Annotated in this window: 10 protein-coding genes and 2 pseudogenes; 6 read left to right on the top strand and 6 right to left on the bottom strand. The window is 70.2% G+C overall.

The features are described 5' to 3' along the window. Positions 1-966: 966 nt before the first annotated feature. Positions 967-1,563, bottom strand: coding sequence for a DUF1349 domain-containing protein (locus tag ABZ318_RS17215; RefSeq protein WP_356903285.1), 597 nt, complete (start codon positions 1,561-1,563; stop codon positions 967-969). A gap of 188 nt (positions 1,564-1,751) precedes the next feature. Further along, positions 1,752-2,750: a LacI family DNA-binding transcriptional regulator gene (locus ABZ318_RS17210; RefSeq protein WP_356903289.1), complete on the bottom strand. Its 999-nt coding sequence runs from the start codon at positions 2,748-2,750 to the stop codon at positions 1,752-1,754. Between the two features lie 275 nt (positions 2,751-3,025). On the opposite strand from ABZ318_RS17210, the gene ABZ318_RS17205 reads away from it, so the two are divergent. The 4 genes from ABZ318_RS17205 to ABZ318_RS17190 all read left to right on the top strand — a co-directional run bounded on the left by ABZ318_RS17205 (position 3,026) and on the right by ABZ318_RS17190 (position 8,253). Further along, entirely contained in the window at positions 3,026-3,952 is a 927-nt protein-coding gene (locus ABZ318_RS17205) for a sugar ABC transporter permease (RefSeq protein WP_356903284.1), read from the top strand. A 22-nt stretch (positions 3,953-3,974) separates the two neighbouring features. Continuing rightward, positions 3,975-4,916 carry a carbohydrate ABC transporter permease gene (locus ABZ318_RS17200; protein WP_356903288.1) on the top strand — a complete coding sequence of 314 codons (942 nt, stop codon included), beginning with the start codon at positions 3,975-3,977 and terminating at the stop codon, positions 4,914-4,916. Positions 4,917-5,013: 97 nt separating this feature from the next. Next, on the top strand, positions 5,014-6,354 hold the full coding sequence (locus ABZ318_RS17195) for a sugar ABC transporter substrate-binding protein (protein ID WP_356903283.1): 1,341 nt from the start codon (positions 5,014-5,016) through the stop codon (positions 6,352-6,354). A 147-nt stretch (positions 6,355-6,501) separates the two neighbouring features. Further along, the gene (locus ABZ318_RS17190; RefSeq protein ID WP_356903282.1) at positions 6,502-8,253 is read left to right on the top strand and encodes a beta-galactosidase family protein; all 1,752 of its coding nucleotides are present in this window, start codon (positions 6,502-6,504) and stop codon (positions 8,251-8,253) included. Positions 8,254-8,789: 536 nt separating this feature from the next. Here ABZ318_RS17190 and ABZ318_RS17185 read toward each other — a convergent pair. The 4 genes and pseudogenes from ABZ318_RS17185 to ABZ318_RS17170 all read right to left on the bottom strand — a co-directional run. Continuing rightward, a complete protein-coding gene (locus ABZ318_RS17185; RefSeq protein ID WP_356903281.1) occupies positions 8,790-9,818 on the bottom strand; it encodes an ABC transporter permease in 1,029 nt (342 codons plus the stop codon). Continuing rightward, positions 9,815-11,419 carry a sugar ABC transporter ATP-binding protein gene (locus ABZ318_RS17180; protein ID WP_356903280.1) on the bottom strand — a complete coding sequence of 535 codons (1,605 nt, stop codon included), beginning with the start codon at positions 11,417-11,419 and terminating at the stop codon, positions 9,815-9,817. Before ABZ318_RS17180 ends, ABZ318_RS17185 begins: the two co-directional genes overlap by 4 nt. Before the next feature lie 112 nt (positions 11,420-11,531). Beyond that, a complete protein-coding gene (locus ABZ318_RS17175) occupies positions 11,532-12,584 on the bottom strand; it encodes a substrate-binding domain-containing protein (RefSeq protein ID WP_356903279.1) in 1,053 nt (350 codons plus the stop codon). Positions 12,585-12,845: 261 nt separating this feature from the next. After that, a pseudogene (locus tag ABZ318_RS17170) lies at positions 12,846-13,442 on the bottom strand (phosphotransferase); the annotation flags it as partial. Between ABZ318_RS17170 and ABZ318_RS17165 the strand changes: the two are divergent. Beyond that, positions 13,424-13,813 (top strand): annotated as a pseudogene (locus ABZ318_RS17165) (SMP-30/gluconolactonase/LRE family protein); the annotation flags it as partial. The pseudogenes ABZ318_RS17170 and ABZ318_RS17165 sit on opposite strands and share 19 nt — an antisense overlap. Beyond that, positions 13,810-14,445 carry a bifunctional 4-hydroxy-2-oxoglutarate aldolase/2-dehydro-3-deoxy-phosphogluconate aldolase gene (locus ABZ318_RS17160; RefSeq protein WP_356903278.1) on the top strand — a complete coding sequence of 212 codons (636 nt, stop codon included), beginning with the start codon at positions 13,810-13,812 and terminating at the stop codon, positions 14,443-14,445. The pseudogene ABZ318_RS17165 and the gene ABZ318_RS17160, both read left to right, overlap by 4 nt. The last annotated feature ends 177 nt before the right edge of the window (positions 14,446-14,622 follow it).

Below are 14,622 nucleotides of genomic sequence, written 5' to 3'. Positions count from 1 at the left end.
ACGGGATTGCCCGCCGGGTCGGTGAACTGGGTGGCGTTGTCGATGGTCACCGACGCGGCATGAGCCGTGCCCATGGCACCGAAGAGGGACAGGAGAACGGCACAGAGTGCGGTGAGCACGGTGGCCGTCCCCGAGGATGTGCGTCGCATGATCGCGTACCTCGTGGTCTGGGGAGGGGGAATGTCTGGTGTGGCGGATGGGGCAGGCACAGACGCACTTCTGGTGCGGGACGCCTGCGGATACGGGGAGCGCGCCGACGAAATCGCATACCGCGGAAGGCGGCCGCCGGGTGGGGTCCGGCGTCACCGATGGAAGGTGGCCGCTGCGTTACAGCGGGGTTTCGCCTTGCCATGTTCGCGTTAACTTGAGCGCTTGGGACGAGAGTTTGGGGAGGGCGGCGGGGGCTGTCAAGGATTCGGACAAGACTCGGCGAAGTTGACCGATCGGCGATGTTTACGCCAACATGGCGGAGGACGATCCCCGCCGTGCGGGCAGCTTTCGACGTCTCCCGACGGGAGTTCGCACGCATGGTCACGGACGACAGAACGCGATCCACCGGTCGGTTCCGACGTCCGACCGTTCGGCGACGCCCGTGCGTGCGACACGACCCCCTGCACGGCTCGCAAGGCCGGCTTCTCGGTGAGTTCCGTGGGCGTACGCGCTCGGACCGTGGGTGACGACAGGGCTCACCGCCCCTCGGACTCACCGGCACACGGCCGGAGCCGGGGCAAGGGAGCGCACGGCCGGGTCCGACCCGCGATCACGTATTCAGGCGCTCCCGCGGCGGCCTTGTCCGGCCGGCGACAGCCAGGCCCGGCGGGAACCGGCGCGAGAAGTCGACCCACCCGGACTCGCCGTCCGCGGCGCCGCCGGGCGTCACGCACAAGCCGCGGTCGCGGTCGTCGCGGCCGGGTGCGGCGCCGTGCCCCAGGCCCCGGTGGCAATGGCGCGGTCGCCGCGCAGCGATCAGCGCCCGTCGAAGAGGTGCGCCAGCCGCGTCGAGGTCAGCGTCATGCGGTCGAATCGGACCGTGCAGCCCTGCCCCACCGGAGACTGGACCTCGATGCCGACCCGCAGATCCGTCACGGGCCCCAGACCGAACTGGCGCGCCAACCGCCAGGAACTCCCGTCGAGCGACACATGGAAGGCGAAGCCGTCGTCGATGCGGCTGATGCGCAGCCATGCCGGGCCGCTGTCGAGGGTCCACCCCACCGCGTCGTCCGAGAGCCCCCGGGTGACCACGGAATACACGGTGGGCCGGCCGTCGGGCGACTGTTCGAGGTTGAGTTTGGCCCATGTGTCCGGCGCGGACCAGACGACCACGGCGCCGGCGTCCCAGGGGGCCCGGAAGCCCACGCCGACGCGGGCCGAGAACTGCCAGTCCCCCTCGGGAGGGACGAGAAGGGCACGGGCCGCGTCGTTTCTGACCTCGCCGGTCAAGGGGTTGGCGAAGACATCGGTGCCGGCACCCGCCTCCACCGTCAGCACCTCGCCGTCGAGCGCCAGCGAAGCGGGGCGGATCGGCCAGTGCCGGGAGTGGGCGAGGACGGATTCCAGGGTCATGTCATTCACTCCGATGTCGACGGCGAGCCCGTTCGAGAAACGACCGGGAAGATCCGAGAAGTGATCCGGAAGCCCGGGTGGCGACCCCGCCGCCCTCGGTCTGTCCGACCCTCCTGCCGACCCCTTTCCGTGGTGTCCGGTCGGCACGACTCTTCCGGCGCCCCTTCTTCATCCCCGGGCGTGCGGTCTCAGCGCTCCTGTCCACGCGCGCCGGGGGGCGCCGTGCTGCTCCGTTCCACCAGGGTGGTCGCCACGAGCCGCACCCCCGTCACCGTCTCGCCCGCCAGCTCCTGCAGGACGGCGTCGACGCACAGCGCTCCGACCTGCGCGAAGTCCTGGTGGACCGTGGTCAGGGGCGGAATGAAGGAGGCCGCCTCGGGGATGTCGTCGAAGCCGACGACGCTGACGTCCTCGGGGACGCGCACGCCGCGTTCGTGGAAGGCCCGCAGCACACCGAGGGCCATCTGGTCGTTGGCCACGAAGACCGCCGTGCAGGAATCCTCGTCGGCGAGCCTCAGGCCCGCTTCGTAACCCGATTCGGGAGTCCAGTCGCCGTGCAGCACGGGAGGCACCGTGCGCCCTTCCTCGCGCAGCGCCGCCTCCCACGCCTCGGCACGACGGCCTGCGGCGAAGGACTCCTCGGGTCCCGCGACGTGCCACACCGTGGAGTGGCCGAGGCCGAGCAGGTGCCGCACCGCGGAGCGGGCGCCCTGCCGCTGGTCCGTGTCCACCACCGGGAAGCGCCCCGTGGCGTCCGAGTCCACCACGACCGCCTTGACGTGCGGCGGCAGGGTGAGGGCAGCGGCATCGAGGAGGTGCACTTCCATGATCAGCACGACGGCGTCGACGGCCAGCTCGTCGAGGCGGGTGAAGGCCCCCTTGACGTTGTCCTGCGTGGGGGCGTCGAGCGGGATGAGGGTGACCGCGTAGCCGGCGCGGGACGCCGAGCTGGCGACGGCGTCCAGGGTCCGGACGTTGCCCGTGCTGGTGAGACCCCTGATGATGACGCCTATGGCTCGAAAGTCACCCCGCTTGAGGGCGCGAGCCGCGCTGTTGGGGCGATATCCCAGCTCCTTCATCGCGTCGAGGACCTTCTTGCGCGTCGCCTCGACGACGGCCGCGTCCCCATTGGACACACGGGACACCGTCTGCGAGGAGACCCCTGCCCGCTGGGCGACGTCCGCCATGGAGACCCGGCGTGGCCTGCCCCGCGCTCCTCGTCGGCCGTCGTTCACGGCCACCGACCGACCGGTCGCGTTCTGCTCGGTCACTCGATTCCCTCCCGTTCGCTGCCAGTTCGTGCTTGACGCCCCCCAGCGGGAATGTCACCATCACCTTACCGATGATTGCGTAAACATTTCGCATCGGCCAGCCCCTTTCACAGGGTCGATTCTCGGCCTCAGGCCCCTTCACCTCGCTCCCCGTCTCCCGACCGGTCGGTCACCGACGCTAGGACCAAGACATGACGCTCCTGTCGACGTCAGCACGGGCGGTGCCACCGCCCCGCCGTGGATCCCGTTTCCGCCTCCGCAAGGAGGCCTGGGTGGGATGGGGGTTCGCCGGCCCGTTCGTCGGGGTCTTCGGTCTGGTGTTCCTCGCGCCGATCGGTTACGCCGTATACCTGAGTCTCTTCCAGGACCGGCTCATCGGCGGGACCACGTTCGTCGGCCTCGACAACTACGGTGAGGCGCTCTCCGACCCCCGTTTCTGGGACGGACTGGTGCGCGTCGGGCTCTTCCTGCTGGTCCAGGTGCCGATCATGCTCGGCATCGCCCTCCTGGCGGCCCTGGCCATCGACAGCGGCCGGCTCTACGGCAAGACCTTCTTCCGGGTCGCGATCTTCCTGCCGTACGCCGTGCCCGCCGTCGTCGCCGGCCTGATCTGGGGCTTCATGTACGGCACGCAGTTCGGCCTGGTCGGAAACATCAACGACACTTTCGGGACCTCGCTGCCCGATCCGCTCTCGCCGTCCCTGGTCCTGGCCTCCATCGGCAACATCGTGACCTGGGAGTTCGTCGGCTACAACATGCTGATCTTCTACTCGGCGCTCAAGGTCGTACCCCGCTCGCTCTACGAGGCCGCGGCCATCGACGGCGCGGGGGAATGGCGGGTGGTGCGCTCGGTCAAGCTCCCGGCGATCCGCAGCGCACTGGTCATCGCCACGATCTTCTCGATCATCGGCAGCTTCCAGCTCTTCAACGAGCCCAGCATCCTGCAGAAGCTCGCCCCCAACGCCATCACCAGCGACTTCACCCCCAACCTCTACACCTACTCGCTGTCCTTCTCGGGCCAGCAGCACAACTACGCGGCGACCGTGGCGATCGTGATGGGCGTCATCACCGCGATCATCGCCTACGCGGTCCAGCTGCGCGGCATGCGGAAGGGCTGAGCCGATGACCACCTCCCTGACCATGACGGCGGAGACCGAAGCCGCCGAACCCGGCCCGTCCACCGCGGCCGTCACGCCCGTCGCGCCCCGGCGCCGCAAGCGGCGCCCGCACACCCCGCTGAACCCGCGCCCCAGCATCCCGCTGACCCTGGTCACCGGCCTGGTCCTCGTCTACACCCTGCTGCCGCTGGCATGGCTGCTCATCAACGCCACCAAGGACCAGAAGGGCCTGCTCGACTCCTTCGGCCTGTGGTTCGCCGACGACACGCACTTCTGGGACAACATCGGCCGCACCCTCACCTACGACGACGGCGTCTTCGTCCGCTGGCTCCTCAACACCCTGCTGTACGTCGCCGCCGGCGCGGGCGGCGCCACGGTCCTCGCCGTCCTGGGCGGCTACGCCCTGGCCAAGTACGACTTCCCCGGCCGCAAGGCCGTCTTCGCGGTCGTCATCGGCGCCGTGGCCGTGCCTGGCACCGCGCTCGCCGTCCCCACCTTCCTGATGTTCAGCTCCATGGGACTGACCAACACCCCCTGGGCCGTCATCATCCCCTCCCTGATCTCCCCCTTCGGCCTCTACCTCATGTGGGTCTTCGCCTCCGAGGCCGTCCCCACCGAACTCCTGGAGGCCGCCCGCATCGACGGCTCCGGCGAGCTGCGCACCTTCTTCACCATCGCCCTGCCCCTGCTCACCCCGGGCATCGTCACCGTCCTGCTGTTCTCCATGGTCGCGACCTGGAACAACTACTTTCTGCCGCTGATCATGATCAAGGACCCCGACTGGTACCCGCTGACCCTCGGGCTCAACGCCTGGAACGCCCAGGCCCAGACCGCCGGCGGCGAGGCCGTCTTCGACCTCATCATCACCGGCTCCCTGCTCACGATCGTGCCGATCGTGGCCGTCTTCCTCCTCCTCCAGCGGTACTGGCAGTCCGGCCTGGCCGCCGGCAGCGTCAAGGAATGACCGGCCGCCGAAAGCGTCGAGCGACGACCGCCCCGCCCCGATCCACCCCTCTCCCGGAAGTTCCTCCCACCCGCACCACCGACCAGGAGCACCTCCCATGCGCATCCACACCACCCGCAGACTGCTCGGCGCGATCGCCGCTGTCGCCACGCTCACGCTGACCGCCACGGCCTGCGGCTCCGACGCCTCGGACACGGGAGGCGGCGACAGCGGTCCGAAGGACGTCAACGCCGCGCTGGAGAAGGGCGGCAAGATCACCGTGTGGGCATGGGAACCCACGCTCAAGAAGGTCGTGGAGGACTTCGAGAAGAAGTACCCCAAGGTCGACGTCGAACTGGTCAACGCCGGCACCGGCGACAAGCAGTACACCGCCCTGCAGAACGCGATAGCCGCCGGCTCCGGCGCCCCCGACGTCGCCCAGGTCGAGTACTACGCCCTCGGCCAGTTCACCATCGGCAAGTCCGTCGAGGACCTCTCCTCCTACGGCGCCCAGAAGTACGGCACCAGCTTCACCAGCGGCCCCTGGAACGCGGTCACCGAGGACAAGTCGATCTACGCGCTGCCCATGGACTCCGGCCCGATGGCGTTCTTCTACAACAAGAAGGTCTTCGACAAGCACCACATCAAGGTGCCGACCACCTGGGACGAGTACGTGGAGGCCGCCCGCGCCCTGCACAAGGCCGACCCCAAGATCTTCATCACCAACGACACCGGCGACGCCGGCGCCACCACCAGCATGATCTGGCAGGCCGGCGGCCGCCCCTACCAGAGCGACGGCGCCGACGTCACCATCGACTTCGGCGACGAGGGCACCCAGAAGTACGCCGCCACCTGGCAGAAGCTCCTCGACGAGAAGCTCGTCGCGCCCGTCAGCTCCTGGAGCGACGCCTGGTACAAGGGCCTGGCCGACGGCTCCATCGCCACCCTCTCCATCGGCGCCTGGATGCCCGCCAACTTCACCTCGGGCGTCGCCTCCGCCTCCGGCGACTGGCGCGTCGCCCCGCTCCCGCAGTGGACGAAGGGCGACAAGGTCACCGCTGAGAACGGCGGCAGTTCCCTCGCCGTCCCCAAGGCCGCCAAGAACAAGGAACTCGCCTACGCCTTCACCGAGTACGCCACCACCGGAGCCGGCGCGAGCGCCCGCGTCGCCGCGGGAGCCTTCCCGGCGACCCGCGCCGACCTGGAGTCGAAGGCCTTCCTCGACACCAAGTTCCCGTACTTCGGCGGTCAGCAGGCCAACCAGATCTTCGCCGAGTCCGCCCGCAACGTCGGCGCCGACTGGTCCTACCTGCCCTTCCAGGTGTACGCGAACTCGATCTTCAACGACACCGTCGGCAAGGCCTACGTCTCCCCGACCAAGCTCTCCGACGGCCTGAAGGCCTGGCAGGACGCCAGCGTCAAGTACGGCAAGGACCAGGGCTTCACCGTCAACAAGTAACCCGCTCGACGCGGGGGCGGAGCCCCATCGCGGCTCCGCCCCCGCAAGCCCGCGGAAAGGGCTTGCCGCGCCCCGCGTGTTTGCGTAAACATATCGGGGTGACGTCCCGGCCCCGCACGACCCTTCACCTACAGGAGCACACAGCGCATGCCCGATCTCCAGACAGACAAGGCCGGATTCCTGCTCGACGGTCAACCCTTCCGCTTCTTGTCCGGCGGGCTGCACTACTTCCGGGTCCACCCCGAGCAGTGGCAGGACCGGCTCCGCAAGGCCCGGCTCATGGGGCTCAACACCGTCGAGACCTACGTCCCCTGGAACCTCCACCAGCCGCGCCCCGACCGTTTCGTGATGGACGGCGGGCTCGACCTCCCCCGCTTCCTCGACCTCGCCGCCGCCGAAGGACTCCACGTCCTGCTGCGGCCCGGCCCGTACATCTGCGCCGAGTGGGAGGGCGGCGGCCTGCCCTCCTGGCTGCTCACCGAGCCGGACATCCAGCTGCGCTCCCGCGACCCCCGGTTCCTGGCGGCGGTGGACGACTTCTTCACCCGCCTGCTCACCCCGCTCCGGCCGTACCTCGCCTCGCAGGGCGGTCCGGTCCTGGCCGTGCAGGTGGAGAACGAGTACGGGGCCTACGGCGACGACACCGCCTATCTGGAGCACATCGCCGACTCGCTGCGCACCTGCGGGGTCGACGTCCCCCTCTTCACCTGCGACCAGCCGGTCGACCTGGAGCGGGGCGCGCTGCCCGGCGTCCTCGCCACCGCCAACTTCGGCAGCCGGTCGGCCGAACACCTGACCGCCCTGCGCGCGCAGCGCCCCGAGGGGCCGCTGATGACGACGGAGTTCTGGATCGGCTGGTTCGACCGGTGGGGTGCGCGCCACGTGGTCCGCGACCCGGAGGACGCGGCCCGCGAGCTCGACGAACTCCTCGCCACCGGCGCCTCGGTGAACTTCTACATGTTCCACGGCGGCACCAACTTCGGCTTCACCAACGGCGCCAACGACAAGCACACCTACCGGCCCACCGTGACGTCGTACGACTACGACGCCCCGCTCGACGAGGCCGGGGACCCGACGGAGAAGTACACCGCCTTCCGCGACATCATCGCCAAGTACGCGCCCGTGCCGGACGGCCCCGTCCCCTCTCCGGGCGCCAAACTGGCCCTCCCGGCGGTCGCGTTGACGGAGAGCGCCGAGCTGCTGCCGAGCACGGCCGGGCTGGCGCCGCGGATCGACTCCCGGCGGCCGCTGACCATGGAGGAGCTGGAGCAGGACTTCGGCTTCGTCCTGTACGAGACCGCCCTGCTCCTGCGCGGTCCCGCGCTGCTGGAGATCGAGCACGTCCGCGACCGCGCCCAGGTCTTCGTCGACGGTCAGCCGGTGGGCGTCCTGGAGCGCGAGAACCACGAGCACGCCCTGGCCTTCACGGTCCCCCGGGCCGGCAGCGTGCTCTCGATCCTGGTGGAGAACCAGGGCCGGGTGAACTACGGACAGGGCATCCACGACCGCAAGGGCCTGCTCGGCAAGGTCCTCCTAGACGGCGCCGAGCCGACGGCCTGGACGAACTGGTCGCTCCCGCTCACCGCGCTGGAGGACGTCCCCTTCGCGGCCACCACGACGACCCCCGTGGGGCCGGCCTTCCACCGGGGCACCTTCGAGGTCACCGAGGCGGCCGACACCTTCCTGCACCTCGACGGCTGGACCAAGGGCAACGCCTGGGTCAACGGCTTCGCCCTCGGCCGCTACTGGTCCCGCGGCCCTCAGAAGTCGCTGTACGTCCCGGCTCCGGTCCTGCGCCCCGGTACGAACGAGATCGTCGTCCTGGAACTCCACGCGGGCCCCCGCGGCCGTACCGTCGACTTCCGCGACACGCCCGACCTCGGCCCCACCGAGGAGTAGGAACGCCCGGCGAGGCCGGGGTTCGGGTGCGTCCCCCGTGCACCCGAGCCCCGGCCTCGTCGCCCCGGGAACCGGCATGGCGCCGGCTTCCGCCCTTCTCGCGCCGCACCTGCCCCGGCTCTCCCTCCCGCCCTCCCACCCCGTGGGAGGGCTCTTTGCCGTCTCCCCCAGGTGGCGGACCTGGTGGTCCACCGCTCTCGGCGGGCCGCGAGGGCGGCCCCCGGCCCGACGGCCCGGGGCACCGCGGCGCATACCGCGTACGCCGCCCCGTACGACAAGCCGACCGTCGAGGACGGTGATGGGCCCCTGGCGACGTGCTTCCCTCTCGACGCGAGCGTCGGCTGTGTCCGGAGGAGCTTCGATCCCGTGCCCTCGCCGGGCGGTACGTCGCCTTGAGGCTCACGTTCGCGGAGGGCCCGGCCGGCCCCGATCCGCTTCCCGCCGGACGACACTGCCTCCGGCATCCGTTCCTGGCGGTCGCCGGCACGCCGAGAGGCCCGCTCCCCTCAGGGGGCGGGCCTCGTCCGTGTGTACGGTCAGTGCGGAAGTCCGACGGCTCGTTCACCGTTGCGGCGCTGCTGGATCACCACGGCGGCCACGAGCAGGGCGCCCTGGGCGACGTTCTGCCAGAACGTGTTGATGCCCTGGACCGTCAGGCCGTTCTCCAGGGCGCCCAGCAGGGCGACGGCGAGCAGGGTGCCGCCCACGCCGCCCTTGCCGCCCTTGAGGGCGCAGCCGCCGAGCGCGGCGGCGGTGATGGCCTTGAGTTCGAGGCCCTCGCTGCCGGAGACGGGCTGGCCGGAGCCGGTGCGGGCGGTGAGCAGGATGCCGGCGACGGCGGCGACCACGCCGATGAGGGCGTAGACCGCGACGAGGTACTTGTTGATGTTGATGCCGGCGAGACGGGCGGCGGTGTCGTTGCCGCCGATCGCGTAGAGGTTGCGGCCGATGTCCGTGTACTTGAGCATCACGTGCACGGCGATCGCGACGACGATGAGGATCCAGATCATCACCGGCAGGCCGGCGATCTTTCCGCGGCCGAGGAACACGAAGACCGGGTCGTTGAGGACGTAGCCCTGGGCCCGGCCGTCGGAGACCAGCTGGGCGACGCCCTTGTACGCGGCGAGTCCGGCGAGGGTGGCGATGGTGGGGTTGACCCGTCCGTAGACGATCGCCACGCCGTTCACGATGCCGACGAGCACTCCGATGACGAGGGCGGCGCCCATGCCGAGGTAGGGGTTGGAGCCGGCCGAGGTGAAGGCCATCGCGCTGACCACGGAGGCCAGGCCGGCCTGTGAGCCGACCGAGATGTCGAGGCCGCCGCAGATGATGACGACGGTCTGGACGATGGCGAGCAGTCCGGTGATCGTCACGGCTTCGCCGATGACCTGGATGTTGGACCAGCTCAGGTAGTTCTCGTTGAGGGCGCCGAACAGTCCGAGGACCACGACGAGCGCACCGATGAGGCTGAGGTTCTGCCCGCCCAGGGCGGCCAGCGGCGAGCGCTTGCGCGCGGCTGTGGGGGCCTTCTCGGTCTCGACCGGGGAGGTGGTGGCGGTGGTCATCGGGGGCCTCCATGGGCGGAGTCGGTACGGGGCCGGTCGGCGGCCGGGGTGGGGGCGGCGTCCAGGGGGGCGAGGTCGTCGGCCATGGCGAGGTTGAGGATCGATTCCTCGGTCGCCTCGGCCCGGTCGAGTTCGCCGGTGATGCGGCCGTTCTGCATCACCACGACGCGGTCGGCGAGGCCGAGCACCTCGGGGAGTTCGGAGGAGATCACGAGCAGGGCGACGCCGTCCCGTGCCAGGTCGGCGATGATCCGGTAGATCTCCGCCTTGGCGCCGATGTCGATGCCGCGGGTGGGCTCGTCGAGGATCAGGACCTTCGGCCGGCGCAGCAGCCACCGGGCGAGGACGACCTTCTGCTGGTTGCCGCCGGACAGCTTGCGCACCTCGTGCTCGATGGACGGGGTGCGCACCCTGAGCCGGTCGGAGAACTCCTGGGCGACGGCCTTCTCCTGGCCGCTGCGGACGAAACGCATCCGGCGCAGCCGCTCCAGGCTGACCAGGGAGGTGTTGTCACGGATGGACCGCTGCAGGAAGAGGGCCTGGGCCTTGCGCTCCTCCGGGGCCAGGCCGATGCCGGCCCGGATGGCGTCCTTGGGGCTGCGCAGCCGCAGGGGGCGGCCGTTCAGGGTGATCCGCCCGGAGCGCAGGGGGCGGTCACCGGCGAGGGCGAGGCCCAGCTCCGAACGCCCGGCGCCCATCAGCCCGGCGAGGGCGACCACCTCTCCGGCCCTGATCCGGAGGCTGATGTCGGTGACGTCGTCGGTGGTGACGCCGTCCAGTTCCAGGACGACCTCGTCCCGGGCGACGTCCTGCCGTACGAACAGCGAGGAGAGGTCACGGCCCACCATCATCCGTACGACCTCGCCCTCGGTGGTCGCCGTGGCGTCGAGGACGCCGGCGGAGGCGCCGTCGCGGAGCACCGCGATCCGGTCCGCGAGCCGGAAGATCTCCTTCATGCGGTGGGAGACGTAGATGATCGCGATGCCCTGGGCGCGCAGCCGGCCGATGAGGGCGAACAGGGCCTCGGCCTCGTTCTCCGCGAGCGAGGAGGTCGGCTCGTCGAAGGCGATGACCTTGGCCTCGCCGGTGAGGGCGCGCAGGATCTCCACCAACTGGCGCTGGGCCGGGGTCAGTTCGGAGCCGAGCTGGTCGGGGTCGATGACCTTCTCGAAGCCGAGCCGGGCCAGGTCTGCGGTGATCCTGCGGCGCAGTTCGGCGCGGTCGAGGCGTCGGCCCGCCTTGCGGGGAAGGGAGCCGGCGTAGACGTTCTCGGCCACGGAGACGTGCGGGATGATCTCCGGCTCCTGCGGGATGATGCGGATCCCGGCCTTGCGCGCGTCCTGCGGTGAGGCGAACGAGACCGGCGTGCCGTCGAGGAGGACGCGTCCTTCGGTGGGCTGGTGGTCGCCGGTGAGGATCTTCAGCAGCGTGGACTTGCCTGCGCCGTTCTCGCCCATGAGGGCGGTGACCTGCCCCGGGGGGAAGGTCAGGGTGACTCCGCCCAGGGCCTGGACGGCGCCGAAGCGCTTGATGATGTTCTCGACGGCGACACCGGCGCCTGGGGTCGTCGGCGTGGGGGGTCGGGTGCCGGGTGTGGTCATGCTGGCCTCACGGACTGGAGGGACGGGAAGGGGCCGACGGAGTGCCGGGCGGCGGGAGAAGCCGGTGCGGCGAGCGGGACGGGCCGCCGCACCGGCGCCGAGGGGCTGCGGCTCAGCCGCAGGTGACTCCGGCGGACTTCCAGGTGGAGGCGTCGACCATCGTGGTCGGGGCGAAGGCCTCCTTGGGGAAGGCCTTGCCGTTCTTGAGCTTGTCGTACATCGTCTGCACGGCCAGGGCGCCGACGTCCTTGCCGTTGATGAACAGCGCGGCCTTCATTCCGGAGGGCTTGTCGGAGCTCCAGTTCTTGCAGGCCAGGTAGGCGCCGAGGCCCACGCCGATGACGTCGTCGGCCTTGAAGCCGGCGTTCTCCAGTGCGGTCACCCCGCCCTGGACGTTCTCGTCGTTGCAGCCCCAGACCACCCAGTGCTTGACGCCCGGGTTCGCGGTGATCGTGGCCGCGATCTTGTCCTGCGCTCCGGTGGGGCTGTTGTCCGTGGGAACGTCGATGTTCTGCACCTTGGCGCCGGAGTTGGCGGCGAAGGCGTCCTTGGAGGCCTTGACGCGGTCGGTGCAGACGGTCACGTCCTGCTTCCACGCGGAGATGGTGCGGGTCTCGGCGGGGTTCCAGCCGGCCTTCTTGAACTCCGCGGCGGCGCGCTTGCCGACCTCGCCGCCCATCTGGGCGCCGCTGAAGCCGATCCGGGGCACCAGGGCGTCGGCCGGACAGGCGGACGGGTCCGGCCCCGTCGTGCAGATCTGGTCGTCGGAGGTGAGCAGGGCGACCTTGGCGTCCTTGGCGATCTGGGCGACCTGGGGTCCGACGGCCGGGTCGGGGACGACGACGATCAGGCCGTTGCTCTTCTGCGAGATCGCCGACTGGGCCTCGCTGATGGTCTTGTTGGCGTCGGTGCCGAGGTTGACGACCTTCAGGTCGATGCCGAGCTCGTCGGCCTTGGCCTTGGCTCCGGCCGCCTCGCCGACGAAGTACTCCTGGTCGCCCTGCTTCTGGAGGTAGGTCAGGGATATCTTGCCGTCGACCTTGGCGACGTCTCCGCCCCCCGAGCCGGCTGCCTGCTGACCGCTGGAGCAGGAGGTCAGTGCGAGGACGGAGGCCAGGCCCAGGACGGCCACTGCCATCGGCCGCCGGTTGTGTTCAGTGAACATGTCATTCCCCTTGCTCGAACGGGCCGCACACGGCCGACCGGTGAGGCGCAGATTCAGGTGGGCTCGCGGAGGGTCGTGGCGAGGGAGAGGGAACGACGGTTCCGGTCCTGTCCAACGACGTTGCGAGAGCGGGTGACTGGGGCTTCGGGGTGTCGAGGTCGCCACAGTCAGTCGTCAATCAACTCGATGCACCACAGAAAATCGCCGTTTCCATCAAAAGTCAACAGCGCATCCAGGAGGTTTCAGATCGATACGTCGCCGTTACCGAGACCTGGAATGGAGCCCTGACCACGGCAATCGCTTACTACGTGGGCAATCGGACACCCCGCCCATCAAGATGTTGAAATATGTTGGACCGACTCCAAGAGAAGACAACCGAAGGGCTCCCGGGCAGGCCTCGGCCGCACCGCCCGCCCGGAGACCGTCAGCCCCCTTGCCCGCCGAGCAGGGCCACGGTCTCCCGCAGTCGTCCACAGGCCCGGTCGTACGGTGCGGTGTCGGCCTGCGCCCGGAAGTCCGTCTCGATGATCTGGACCAGAGCAAGGTGAAGGCCGTACGACTGCCGGCGAGTCCGCTCGGCGGCGGTGAACGCCCGGTGGCCGTAGCCGCGGACGAACGCCGTGGAGCCCCGAAAGCTCTCGAACCGCTCCCGGCGAAGCCGAACTCCATCAACGGATCGCCGTAGAACGCCCGCTCGTGGTCGAGGATCGCCACGATCCGACCGTCACGCACCATGCAGTTGCCGGGCCACAGGTCCCACTCGACGAACCGGGGCTCGGCCACCTCGTCCAGCACATCGGCGTAAGCCGCCACGACCTCGCACGTCCGTTCCGGCCGGCCGTGTCGACGTGTTCGACTACGACCTCGCCACCGGCACTCCCAGCGGTCGTCGGCCCTTCGCCTCGATCGAAGGCTGTCTCCCGGACGGCCTGACCGTCGACCGCGACGGCAATGTGTGGGTCGCGGTCCGGGGAGGGGGCCAGGTTCGCGCCTTCGCACCCGACGGCACCTGCCACACCGTCGTGCACGTCGGCACCTCGCACGTGTCCGGCGTCGTCTTCGCCGGCCCCGCCCTCGACACCCTCGTGATCACGACGGCGACCGAAGAACTGACACACCAGCAGCTGCACGAAGAACGCCACGCCGGCCGGCTGTTCGTCTGCCGCCCGGGCATCGCCGGACTTCCGGCCGTGCCGTTCGACGATCTCGTCCCCCAGGAGACGTCATGACCGCTCTCTCAGCCGCACTCGCCGCCATGCCCGTCGTGGCGATCCTGCGCTCCAGCTCCGCCGACCGGTTCCCCGAAGTCGCCGACACCCTGCGCCGGGGAGGCATCCGCGCGATCGAGTTCACGCTCACCACCCCCGGGGTCCTCGCCGCTCTGCGCGAGTACGCGCAGGACCTGCCCGACGGCCTCACGCTCGGCGCCGGCACGGTCACCACCCCGCGCGAGGCCGAGGCGGCGGTGGCCGCGGGCGCCGAGTACCTCATCACCCCGACCACCCAGCCCGAGGTGATCGCCGAGGCCCGCCGGCTCGGAGTCCCGGTGCTGCCCGGCGTTCTCACTCCGACGGAGATCCTGACGGCGTGGCACGCGGGGGCCTCCATGGTGAAACTGTTTCCCGCCGCCGTCGGAGGCCCGGAGTACGTCCGCGCCGTCCGCGCGCCGTTCCCCGGCGTACCGCTCGTGCCCACCGGTGGCATCGGCCTCGACGACGCCCCCGGCTACCTCCGGGCGGGTGCCACCGCGCTCGGCATGGGCAGCCCCCTCGTCGGCGACGCCTGCGAGAGCGGCGATCTGGCCGCCCTCGCCGACCGTACGGCCCAGCTCGTCGGTCTCGTGACGGGAGCACGCCGATGACCGCCCTGGTAACCCCGGGCGGGTCGACGGCCGCGGTCGCGGCGAACGCCCCCGGAACCCGAACCAGGCTTCGTTCCGGTCGGTCAAGTTCCCGGACCGGTTCATCCGGCACAGGGACTCCATGCTCTTCGCCGAGTACGACGAACAGGAACTGCTCGCGGGCCTCGACAGCCTGCT

It is taken from the genome of Streptomyces sp. NPDC006197, from assembly GCF_040613865.1.
GTDB lineage: Bacteria > Actinomycetota > Actinomycetes > Streptomycetales > Streptomycetaceae > Streptomyces.
The sequence above is the reverse complement of the archived record's forward strand: the minus strand, read 5'-3'. Positions and strand labels throughout refer to the sequence as shown.

What these genes read in the sequence shown, in the direction of transcription:
- ABZ318_RS17160 (WP_356903278.1), top strand. Translation starts at nt 13,810, where the DNA reads ATGACCGCTCTCTCAGCCGCACTCGCCGCCATGCCCGTCGTGGCGATC.
- ABZ318_RS17200 (WP_356903288.1), top strand. Translation starts at nt 3,975, where the DNA reads ATGACGGCGGAGACCGAAGCCGCCGAACCCGGCCCGTCCACCGCGGCC.
- ABZ318_RS17175 (WP_356903279.1), bottom strand. Translation starts at nt 12,584, where the DNA reads ATGTTCACTGAACACAACCGGCGGCCGATGGCAGTGGCCGTCCTGGGC.
- ABZ318_RS17205 (WP_356903284.1), top strand. Translation starts at nt 3,026, where the DNA reads ATGACGCTCCTGTCGACGTCAGCACGGGCGGTGCCACCGCCCCGCCGT.
- ABZ318_RS17195 (WP_356903283.1), top strand. Translation starts at nt 5,014, where the DNA reads ATGCGCATCCACACCACCCGCAGACTGCTCGGCGCGATCGCCGCTGTC.
- ABZ318_RS17215 (WP_356903285.1), bottom strand. Translation starts at nt 1,563, where the DNA reads ATGACCCTGGAATCCGTCCTCGCCCACTCCCGGCACTGGCCGATCCGC.
- ABZ318_RS17185 (WP_356903281.1), bottom strand. Translation starts at nt 9,818, where the DNA reads ATGACCACCGCCACCACCTCCCCGGTCGAGACCGAGAAGGCCCCCACA.
- ABZ318_RS17190 (WP_356903282.1), top strand. Translation starts at nt 6,502, where the DNA reads ATGCCCGATCTCCAGACAGACAAGGCCGGATTCCTGCTCGACGGTCAA.
- ABZ318_RS17180 (WP_356903280.1), bottom strand. Translation starts at nt 11,419, where the DNA reads ATGACCACACCCGGCACCCGACCCCCCACGCCGACGACCCCAGGCGCC.
- ABZ318_RS17210 (WP_356903289.1), bottom strand. Translation starts at nt 2,750, where the DNA reads ATGGCGGACGTCGCCCAGCGGGCAGGGGTCTCCTCGCAGACGGTGTCC.